This window comes from Acidovorax sp. SUPP2539 (genome assembly GCF_030158975.1).
Classification (GTDB): Bacteria; Pseudomonadota; Gammaproteobacteria; order Burkholderiales; family Burkholderiaceae_C; genus Paracidovorax.
The window spans coordinates 88,546-97,975 of the sequence record NZ_BQXJ01000001.1 but is presented as its reverse complement, the minus strand read 5'-3'; the positions used below and the strand labels follow the sequence as shown (position 1 = coordinate 97,975).

Here is a 9,430-nt window from a genome sequence, read left to right as displayed (position 1 = left end):
CATGGCCTCAGAAAGAAAAGTCCTGGAAAGCGGCCGGCATCTCGGCCTGCATGGCAACAGCCTCCTGCGCCTCGTAGGTGGCCTTGTCCCACAGCTCGAAGTGGTTGCCCATGCCGAGCAGCATCGTGTCCTTGGTGATGCCGGCGGCCTGCCGCAGTTCAGGCGAGACCAGCACGCGGCCGGTGCCGTCCATGTCCACGTCCATCGCGTTGCCCAGGAAGATGCGCTTCCACCACTGGGCGGACATGGGCAGCTCGGCAATGCGCTCGCGGAATTTTTCCCATTCGGGGCGGGGGAACACCATGAGGCAGCCGTGCGGATGCTTGGTGATGGTGAGCTGGCTGTTGGCGGTCGCCGCGAGGACGTCACGATGCCGGGTAGGCACGGAAAGCCTTCCCTTCGCATCCAGACTCAGCGATGACGCCCCTTGAAACACGGAATCGAACCCCAGCTCGTTGTCGCGCCTGCGCATCCGGAATGGACGCACGAGGGCACTTTTCACCACTTAATTGCACTTTTTTGCACTGTAGCAGGAAAAAAATACCGAGCCCCGCCAGGTGCAACAAAGTTTTGCAATGAAATCAACGACTTAGCACCGACATTGCCAGTGGAGAACGCCCAAAATGCTTTACTGAATAAGCACTTAGCCCAGGCTATGCAAGTGATACCTGAAGGCTATCGGGCAACCTGGAATCCGGGCAAGAATCCAGGGGCCCGCAACGCGCCGGAATCTTTTACAAGATATAGCGCGACAAATCCTCGTCCTGGCTCAAGGACTCGAGCCGCGCGTTCACGTACGCGGCATCCACCACCACCGTCTGACCGGACAAACGGGCGGCATCGAAGCTCACTTCGTCCAGCAGCCGCTCCATCACCGTGGACAGCCGGCGCGCGCCGATGTTCTCGGTGCGCTCGTTCACCTCGAAGGCGATGTGCGCCAGGCGCGTGATGCCCTCGGGCGCGAATTCGAGCGTGACGCCTTCGGTGGCCAGCAGGGCCTGGTACTGCTTGACCAGCGAGGCATGCGTCTGCGTGAGGATGGCTTCGAAGTCCTGCACGGACAGCGATTCGAGTTCGACGCGGATCGGAAAGCGCCCCTGCAGCTCGGGGATCAGGTCGCTCGGCTTGCTCAGGTGGAACGCGCCCGAGGCGATGAACAGGATGTGGTCCGTCTTGACCATGCCGTACTTGGTGGACACGGTGGTGCCCTCCACCAGCGGCAGCAGGTCGCGCTGCACGCCCTGGCGCGAGATGTCCGAGCCGCTCGATTCCTGCCGGGTGGCCACCTTGTCGATCTCGTCGATGAAGACGATGCCGTTCTGCTCGGCGTTCTGCACGGCGCGGGTCTTCACCTCGTCCTCGTTCACGAGCTTGGCGGCCTCCTCGTCGGTGAGCAGCTTGAGCGCCTCGGCGATCTTGAGCTTGCGCGTGCGGCGCTTTTCCTGGCCCATCTGGCTGAACATGCCGCGCAGCTGCTCGGCCATCTCTTCCATGCCCTGCGGGCCCATGATCTCCAGCTGCGGCCGGGCGTCGGCCACGTCGATCTCGATTTCCTTGTCGTCCAGCTGGCCCTCGCGCAGCTTCTTGCGGAACACCTGCCGGGCGGTGTTGTCGGCCGGTGGCGCGGCCTCGGCCGCCGCATGGCCCCGCGCGGGCGGCACCAGCACGTCGAGGATGCGGTCCTCGGCCGCGTCTTCGGCGCGGGCGCGGCCCTTCTTCATGTCGCTCTCGCGCGCCTGCTTGACGGCCATCTCGACCAAGTCGCGGACGATGGAGTCCACGTCCTTGCCCACGTAGCCCACTTCGGTGAACTTGGTGGCCTCGACCTTGATGAAGGGCGCATCGGCCAGCCGAGCCAGGCGGCGCGCGATCTCGGTCTTGCCCACGCCGGTGGGGCCGATCATGAGGATGTTCTTGGGGGTGATCTCGTGGCGCAGGCTGCCTTCCACCTGCTGGCGGCGCCAGCGGTTGCGCAGCGCGATGGCGACGGCGCGCTTGGCGCTGGCCTGGCCGACGATGTGGTGGTCGAGTTCGGAGACGATTTCCTGGGGGGTCATGGACGACATGGGGACCTGCAATCAAATGAGCCGTCAGCGCATATTCTTCTAGGGCAGACAGCTATCAAAATAATAGTAACCGCCGGGGCGCTCAGAGCGTCTCGATGGTGTGGTTCATGTTGGTGTAGATGCACAGTTCGCCGGCGATCTCCAGCGATTTCTTGACCACTTCCTGCGCGCTGAGCTCGGTGTGGTTCAGCAGCGCCTTGGCCGCCGAGTGCGCATAGGCACCGCCCGATCCGATGGCCACGATGCCCTGCTCGGGCTCCAGCACGTCGCCATTGCCGGTGATGATGAGCGAGGCGCTGGTGTCGGCCACGGCCAGCATGGCCTCCAGGCGGCGCAGCACGCGGTCGGTGCGCCAGTCCTTGGTGAGTTCGATGGCCGCGCGCGTCAGGTGGCCCTGGTGCTTTTCCAGCTTGGCCTCGAACCGTTCGAAGAGCGTGAACGCATCGGCCGTGGCCCCGGCGAAGCCCGCCAGGACCTTGCCGTTGTAGAGCTTGCGCACCTTGCGCGCGGTGCCCTTGACCACGATGTTGCCCAGGGTGACCTGGCCGTCGCCGCCGATGGCGACCTGGATGCCGTCCGCCGTCTGGCGGCGGACGCTGAGGATGGTGGTGCCGTGAAACTGTTCCATAGCGTTGGCATGTGGGGATGCCTGCACGGTTTGCAACGGCCCCAGCGCACGGCGTTGCACGGGGCATGAAGAGCGGCCAGCGCGCCCTGGCGGCGACCTGCCCCGAGGGTCAGTTCTTGCGCGGAACGACCCAGGCGTGTTCGTTCACGCCGATCACGTTGAAGAACACCGCCACCAGCCGCTGCAGGTTGACGAAGTGGACCGCATGGCCGTGGGCCTGCTGCTCGGCCGCCCAGTTGAGCACCGAGCCGGCCGCCGCGAAGTCCACGCGCACCAGGCGGTCGCACGCGATGATCAGCGGCGCGCCGGGCTTCACCTGCTCCTCGAACGGCGCCAGCAGCGGCACTGCATCGCCCTCGATGTGGCCGGACAGCGAGGCCGAAGGCTCGGCGCTCTCCAGGCCCGCCGGCATGGACGAAGGATCGCCGTAGCCCGAGGCATGCAAATCGGAGGACGTGGCATCTTCGGGCACCGGGGCCCCACCGTCGTCGCTGGAATAGCTGCATCGCGGCGAGATCCACGATGGCGGCGAGACCTCGTAGGTCACGCAGTAGTCGAGTGCCACGAGTTCGAACTCGTCGGGTCGGCCCATGAGGCGCAGCGCCGCCATGCGCAGGCGCCACCACTCGGGGGACGTATCCCGGTCACCGGACTGGGTGCGGGCTTCCAGCACCGTGTTGAGCGCCTCCACGCCGAAGAACGTCAGCTGCACCTCCTGCTCCGCCCACTGCGTGAACAGGTTGGCCAGCAGCGGCACGGCCGCCTCGTCGATGGCGGCCAGGCGCGACCAGGTCAGCGTCCAGGGCGGGGCGGCGCGGGCGAGCGACGCCTGCAGCGCCACCACCGATTGCGCGGCCAGCGTGGTCGGCGAGTTCCAGCTGAACTCGCGCTGTGCGAAGCCCATGGCGGCCGGCGCGGGCTGCGCCTGCAGGCCCAGCAGCTCGGGCATGGAAAACCACAGCGGCGCAGAACGGCTGAACCGGGCCGCGTAGTCGATCGCCAGCGCATCGAAGCGCTCATGCTCCCCGATGGCACGGTACAGGTCGAACAGCGTCATCCAGATCTCCAGCTGCTGCTGGGGATCGTCCTGCTCGTGCTGCGCCAGCACTTCGAGCAGGCCGGACTCCGCGCCGGCATGGTCGCCATTGGCAAAGCGGATGGCGGCTTCCTCGAGGTCGGGTTCGTGCACGAATTCCTCCGGTTCTGCGGGGGCCACCTCGGGGGCCGGTGGCGGGGCGTATGCAGCAGCGGCTGCCGGCACCGCCTGCGAAGGCGATGGCGCTGCGCCGGCCCCCTCGGGCGCGCCGGAGGGCAGCAGGCTCTCGCCCGAAAACAGCGGCTGCACGGCGGTCGGCGCCGACAGCACGCCAGGCAGGCTGGCGGGTGCCGTGGGGGCGAAGGCCCGGTCGTGGGCCGCGGCGATGGTGGAATCGGTGGCGGAGGCGGCGGAGTCACCCAGTTCGCTGGGCGTGGGGGTGTTCTTGCTCTTCCACCACTGCTGAGACATCTGCGCTTCGATCTCGTCGATCTTCTTGAGCGTGACGGCCCGGTCGTCGGGCGATGCCATGCTGCTCTGGAAGAACGAAGGCCGTGCGGTCGGGTCTTCGGTGCGCTGGCCCTGCAGGGCCTCGCGCTTGCGCAGCTTGCGCAACTGGTCGAACTCCCGGCGCCGCACGAAATCGTTGCGGCGCTTGCGCTCGATCATCTCCTTGAGCATCTGCTTGCTGTACTGGCTTTCGCGGTCGGCATCGATGGAATCGAGATCGGTCCAGTTGACCGTGGGGTTGCGGACGAACCGAACCATCTTGGACAACAGGCCGGGGGAAGACTCTTCCTTGCTCATGGATGGTGGGTCAGGTCGCTCGCCGCGCAAAAAAGGAAAACAGGATCGGCCGGTCAGTCCCCGAACATCTTTTGCTTGAGTTCGCGGCGCTGCTGCGCTTCCAGCGACAGCGTGGCCGTGGGGCGCGCCAGCAGCCGGCCAACGCCGATGGGCTCGCCCGTCTCGTCGCAGTAGCCGTAGTCGCCCGCATCGATGCGGCCGATGGATTGCTCGATCTTCTTGAGCAGCTTGCGTTCGCGGTCGCGCGTGCGCAGTTCGAGGGCGTGCTCTTCTTCGATGGTGGCGCGGTCGGCGGGGTCGGGCACGACCACGGTGTCTTCGCGCAGGTGCTCGGTGGTTTCACCGGCGTTGTTGTGCATGTCCTGCTTGAGCTGCACCAGCTTGTGGCGGAAGAACGCCAGCTGCTTTTCGTTCATGTACTCGCTGTCGGGCATGGCGAGCACTTCGGCATCGCTCAGCTCTTCGGCGGACTTGGTTTTCCAGTTGCCGGCCAGCTTGGGATCTTTCTTGGCGGCCGCGACGGAATTTTGCGGTTGCAGGGTCGTAGGCATGGTGTGTGTATAGCTGGCTTTGGCGGCGGTGGAGGCCACCGCGGGTGCCATGGATGGTACGGTCAATTGGGCCAAACGGGAAGAAGGCCGGGGACTGCGCGCGGGTTCGCTCGAAGGCCCCGCGGAGGCAGGCACCGGCACGGCGGCTTTGGACTTGGCGGGCGCCTTGGCGGCAGCGCGGACGGAGCCGCTGGAGGGTGCCTTGGCATCCGCCTCGGGTTTGCTGGGTTCGGCTTTCACTTCCTGTCTCCTCGCAGTAGGGGCGGGCCCTGAGCACGCGACGCGGCTCCAGGGGCAGTAGCAGGCCTTCCGGCGTTTTACCGGGGCGCGATTGTATCGATCCGGGCCCGGCGCGAACTGGAAAGTGGCAGATATCACACAAGCCGGTGCGGCAAGCCCCAAACGGGGTCCTGTCCTACTCGGCCAGGCACTGTTCCAGGCCCTGGAGAAAGATGTCCTTGGGCAGGTCGATGCCGATGAAGACCATCTTGCTCAGACGCTGCTCGCCCTCGGCCCACTGCGGGCCCAGATCGCTGCCCATGAGCTGGTGCACGCCCTGGAAGATCACCTTGCGCTCGGTGCCCTTCATGTTCAGCACACCCTTGTAGCGCAGCATGCGCGGGCCGTAGATGTTGACGATGGCGCCCAGGAAGTCTTCCAGCTTGGCGGGATCGAACGGGCGCTCGGCGCGGTAGACGAAGCTCTTGACGTCATCGTCGTGGTGATGGTGGTGGCCGTGTCCCTGGCCGTGCTGGTGCGAGGGGTGGTCGCAATGCTCGCCATGCGCGTGGTCGTGATCGTGGTGGTCATGCCCATGGTCGTGGCCATGGTCATGCCCGTGCTCGTCTTCCTTGAGGAAATCCGGGTCGATGTCGAGCTTGGCGTTCAGGTTGAAGCCGCGCAGGTCCAGCACCTCGGCCAGCGGCACCTCGCCGAAATGCACAGCCTTGATCGGCGCGCGCGGGTTCATGTGCTTGAGGCGGTGGATCAGGGCGTCGGCCTCCTCCTTGCCCACGAGGTCGGTCTTGGACAGGAAGATCTGGTCGGCGAAGCCCACCTGGCGGCGCGCTTCCTGGCGGTCGTTGAGCTGCTGGGGGGCGTGCTTGGCGTCCACCAGGGTGATGATGGAGTCGATGAGGTAGGTCTCGGCGATCTCCTCGTCCATGAAGAAGGTCTGCGCCACGGGGCCGGGGTCGGCCAGGCCCGTGGTCTCGATCACGATGCGGTCGAAGTCGAGCAGGCCCTTGCGCTTCTTGGCGGCCAGCTGCTGCAGCGTCTCGCGCAGGTCCTCGCGGATGGTGCAGCAGATGCAGCCGTTGCTCATCTGCACGATCTGCTCCTTGGACTCGGTGACCAGGATGTCGTTGTCGATGTTCTCTTCGCCGAATTCGTTTTCGATCACGGCGATCTTCTGGCCGTGGGCCTCGGACAGCAGGCGCTTGAGCAGCGTGGTCTTGCCCGAGCCCAGGAAGCCGGTCAGGATGGTGGCGGGAATGAGGGACATGGAGAAAAGCCTTGGGTGAAACAGCGGGTGCCGCAACGCGGAAAGAAAGAAAAATCACGGCGCGCCGGTCTCTGCAGCGCGGCCGCGAGGGCGGCTGCAGGACCATCATCCAGTGTAGCGGCGCTGTCAAGCACCCCCATCGAGCGCAACACCGTCATCGGCCTGCTATACAGTGACTATCGAAGAAGCTTTTTGATACGTTTTGGCCATGGACTACCGCCTGACCGCCACGCTGCTCGATTCCCTGGGCATCGCCCTGTGCGTCTTCGACGACCAGCACCGCACCGTGCTGTGGAACCAGAGCTTCCTGCGCTTCTTTCCAGAGCACGACGGCCACGTCCACGCCGGTGAGCCGTACGCGGAGAACCTGCGCCGCTTCTACCGCCAGCGCCTGGCCCCGGACGACCTGCGCTACCTGGAGCGCCATGTGGCCGACGGCATCGCGCGGCACGTGCAGCAGACGCGCCCCTACGTCTTCCAGCACCGGGGCCGCTGGCTGCGGGTGGCGGCGACCTCCATGGGCGATGGGCACCGCGTGCGCATCTGGCTGGAGGTGGCCGAGGCCACCCTTCCCATGCCCACCCAGGCGCCCGCACCGCCTCCCGCCGACCGGCCGACCGACGATGCGCTGCAGATGCTCGAACACGCGGGCGACGGCGCCTCGGTGCAAAGCGGCGACGGGCGGATCGTGTTTGCGAGCGACCACTTCCTTGCCATGTATGGCCTGCCCTCGAAGGTGGCGGCGCTCGGGCGCAGCTACGCCGAGGTGGTGCGCCAGCATTGGGCGTCGGCCTGCGCCCCGGACGAATACGCGGCGCGTGCCGAAGACATCGTCGCCGCCCTGCACGACAGCCTGAACTTCGCCGGGGTGCCGTTCGAGGTGCCCCTGCCCGGCGGCCGCTGGGTGCGGGTGGCCATGAACCGCATGGCCGACGGGCAGACCTGCGCCTTCCACACCGACATCAGCACCGACAAGCGGCGCCAGGACGAACTGCGCGCGCTGACGGACCAATTGCGCGAGGAAAGCCTGCACGATGCGCTCACGGGCCTGCAGAACCGGCGCGGGCTGCATTCCATCGTGCAGACGCTGTCCGGCCAGCCCGGGCCGCATGCCCTGCTGTACATCGACCTGGACGGTTTCAAGGCAGTGAACGACGCGGCGGGCCACGGCGCGGGCGACCAGGTGCTGTGCCAGGTGGCGGTGCTGCTGCGCCAGTCGGTGCGCATGGCCGACACGCTGGTGCGCATCGGCGGCGACGAGTTCGTCGTGGTGCTGCAGGCCTGCGAGACGCAGCAGGCGCAGGCCGTGGGGACGAAGATCGTCCAGGCCATCCACCAGCAGGACTTCGCCGCCGAAGGCGCCCGCTTCCGCGTGGGCGCCAGCGTGGGGGTGCGCGTCTTCTCCAGCCACAGCGACAGCCCCGACGTGGTGCTGCACGATGCCGACGTGGCCTGCTACCGGGCCAAGCACAACGGCCGCGGGCGCGTCGAAGTGTTCGGCGCGGGCGGCTGAGCGCGGCCGGCTATTTGCGCATCACCGCCAGGCCCTTGAGGTACTCGCCTTCGGGAAACTCCAGCGTCATGGGGTGGTCGGGCGCGCCGCCCAGGCGCTCCAGGATGAAGCCGTCCACCCCCGCGTCGGCCCCGGCCGAGGCGACGATCTTGTGGAACAGGTCGGCGCTGATGCCGCCCGAACACGAGAAGGTGTACAGCATGCCGCCCGGCTCCAGCAGCTGCAGCGCCAGGCGGTTGATGTCTTTGTAGGCGCGCGCGGCCCGGTCGGCGTGCGCGGCGGTCGGTGCGAACTTCGGCGGGTCCAGCACGATGGCGTCGAAGGTGCGCCCTTCCTTGAGGAACTGCCGCAGCGAGGCGTTCACGTCGGCATCGAGGAAATCCGCGCGGCCGGCCTCGAAGCCGTTCAGGGCGACGTGCGCCCGGGCGCGCTCCAGCGCCGGGCCGGACGAATCGATCGAGGTCACGTGCCCCGCCCCGCCCGAGAGCGCCGCGACGGTGAACCCGCCCGTGTAGCAGTAGCAGTTGAGCACGCGCTGAAAGCCCAGGCGCTGCGTGGCGTCGGCGAAGCGCTTGCGGCTGTCGCGCTGGTCCAGATAGAAGCCGGTCTTGTGGCCTTCGGCGATGTCCAGCGTCAGGCGCCAGCCGTGTTCGCGGATCGACAGGCCCGTCTCGCCCTCGCCGCGCAGCCAGCCGGTGGCGGGCTCCAGCCCTTCCAGCCCGCGCACGCTGGCGTCGGAGCGTTCGTAGAGGCGCGCCAGCCCGGTCTCCTGCAGCAGCGCGTCGGCGATCACGGCCTTCCAGCGCTCGGTGCCGGCGCTGGTGAACTGCGCCACCAGGGTGTCGCCATAGCGGTCCACGATCAGGCCGGGCAGCCCGTCGGACTCGCCATGCACCAGGCGCACCCCATCGCTTTCAATGCCGAATCGGCCTCTGGCGCATATGGAACGCCGGCATGCTGCTATGAAAAAAGAAGCGTCGATGCGCTGGCCTTCGTCGAAGCTCCACACGCGTGCGCGGATGCGCGAGGTCGGGCTGAACGCGGCCCAGGCCAGGAACTGGCCTTCGTGCGATTCCACGCGCACGGTCTCGCCGCTGTCGCCGCCGCCCTTGGCGATGGCCGATTCGAAGATCCAGGGGTGGCGGCGCAGCAGGGAGCGCTCTTTGCCGGGTCGAAGGCGTAGGGTTTTCATGCCCGCGATTGTGCGATGCCCGTGCGCCGCCCCGGCGAAAGCCATGGCGCGGGCCCGGTGGCACGCGGCCGGGCCGGGAGGACGCAAAGCAACATTTGAGCATTGTTGAGAAACATCCGCTCACAGATTCCTA

At 67.0% G+C, this 9,430-nt stretch carries 8 protein-coding genes; 1 reads left to right on the top strand and 7 read right to left on the bottom strand.

Annotation, left to right across the window (positions count from 1 at the left end; translation table 11 throughout):
• Positions 1-7: 7 nt before the first annotated feature.
• The 6 genes from mraZ to AVTE2539_RS00420 form a co-directional block, all read right to left on the bottom strand.
• Positions 8-436 carry a division/cell wall cluster transcriptional repressor MraZ gene (gene mraZ / locus AVTE2539_RS00445; protein WP_272569587.1) on the bottom strand — a complete coding sequence of 143 codons (429 nt, stop codon included), beginning with the start codon at positions 434-436 and terminating at the stop codon, positions 8-10.
• Positions 437-734: 298 nt separating this feature from the next.
• Complete coding sequence (gene hslU / locus AVTE2539_RS00440; protein ID WP_284393014.1) at positions 735-2,066, bottom strand: ATP-dependent protease ATPase subunit HslU; 1,332 nt, start codon at positions 2,064-2,066, stop codon at positions 735-737.
• Between the two features lie 82 nt (positions 2,067-2,148).
• Complete coding sequence (gene hslV, locus AVTE2539_RS00435; RefSeq protein WP_284407983.1) at positions 2,149-2,694, bottom strand: ATP-dependent protease subunit HslV; 546 nt, start codon at positions 2,692-2,694, stop codon at positions 2,149-2,151.
• Between the two features lie 109 nt (positions 2,695-2,803).
• Complete coding sequence (locus AVTE2539_RS00430) at positions 2,804-4,537, bottom strand: STAS domain-containing protein (RefSeq protein WP_284407982.1); 1,734 nt, start codon at positions 4,535-4,537, stop codon at positions 2,804-2,806.
• A gap of 53 nt (positions 4,538-4,590) precedes the next feature.
• Positions 4,591-5,328: an RNA polymerase-binding protein DksA gene (dksA, locus tag AVTE2539_RS00425; RefSeq protein ID WP_284407981.1), complete on the bottom strand. Its 738-nt coding sequence runs from the start codon at positions 5,326-5,328 to the stop codon at positions 4,591-4,593.
• Positions 5,329-5,503: 175 nt separating this feature from the next.
• The gene (locus AVTE2539_RS00420; protein WP_284407980.1) at positions 5,504-6,592 is read right to left on the bottom strand and encodes a CobW family GTP-binding protein; all 1,089 of its coding nucleotides are present in this window, start codon (positions 6,590-6,592) and stop codon (positions 5,504-5,506) included.
• A gap of 208 nt (positions 6,593-6,800) precedes the next feature.
• On the opposite strand from AVTE2539_RS00420, the gene AVTE2539_RS00415 reads away from it, so the two are divergent.
• Positions 6,801-8,105, top strand: coding sequence for a sensor domain-containing diguanylate cyclase (locus AVTE2539_RS00415; RefSeq protein ID WP_284407979.1), 1,305 nt, complete (start codon positions 6,801-6,803; stop codon positions 8,103-8,105).
• A 10-nt stretch (positions 8,106-8,115) separates the two neighbouring features.
• Here AVTE2539_RS00415 and AVTE2539_RS00410 read toward each other — a convergent pair whose 3' ends face one another.
• On the bottom strand, positions 8,116-9,297 hold the full coding sequence (locus AVTE2539_RS00410; RefSeq protein ID WP_284407978.1) for a class I SAM-dependent rRNA methyltransferase: 1,182 nt from the start codon (positions 9,295-9,297) through the stop codon (positions 8,116-8,118).
• Between the last annotated feature and the right edge of the window lie 133 nt (positions 9,298-9,430).

Excerpts from the sequence above, each read along its gene's own strand:
- AVTE2539_RS00420 (WP_284407980.1), bottom strand. The coding sequence starts at position 6,592 with ATGTCCCTCATTCCCGCCACCATCCTGACCGGCTTCCTGGGCTCGGGC.
- AVTE2539_RS00430 (WP_284407982.1), bottom strand. The coding sequence starts at position 4,537 with ATGAGCAAGGAAGAGTCTTCCCCCGGCCTGTTGTCCAAGATGGTTCGG.
- hslU (WP_284393014.1), bottom strand. The coding sequence starts at position 2,066 with ATGTCGTCCATGACCCCCCAGGAAATCGTCTCCGAACTCGACCACCAC.
- hslV (WP_284407983.1), bottom strand. The coding sequence starts at position 2,694 with ATGGAACAGTTTCACGGCACCACCATCCTCAGCGTCCGCCGCCAGACG.
- AVTE2539_RS00410 (WP_284407978.1), bottom strand. The coding sequence starts at position 9,297 with ATGAAAACCCTACGCCTTCGACCCGGCAAAGAGCGCTCCCTGCTGCGC.
- AVTE2539_RS00415 (WP_284407979.1), top strand. The coding sequence starts at position 6,801 with ATGGACTACCGCCTGACCGCCACGCTGCTCGATTCCCTGGGCATCGCC.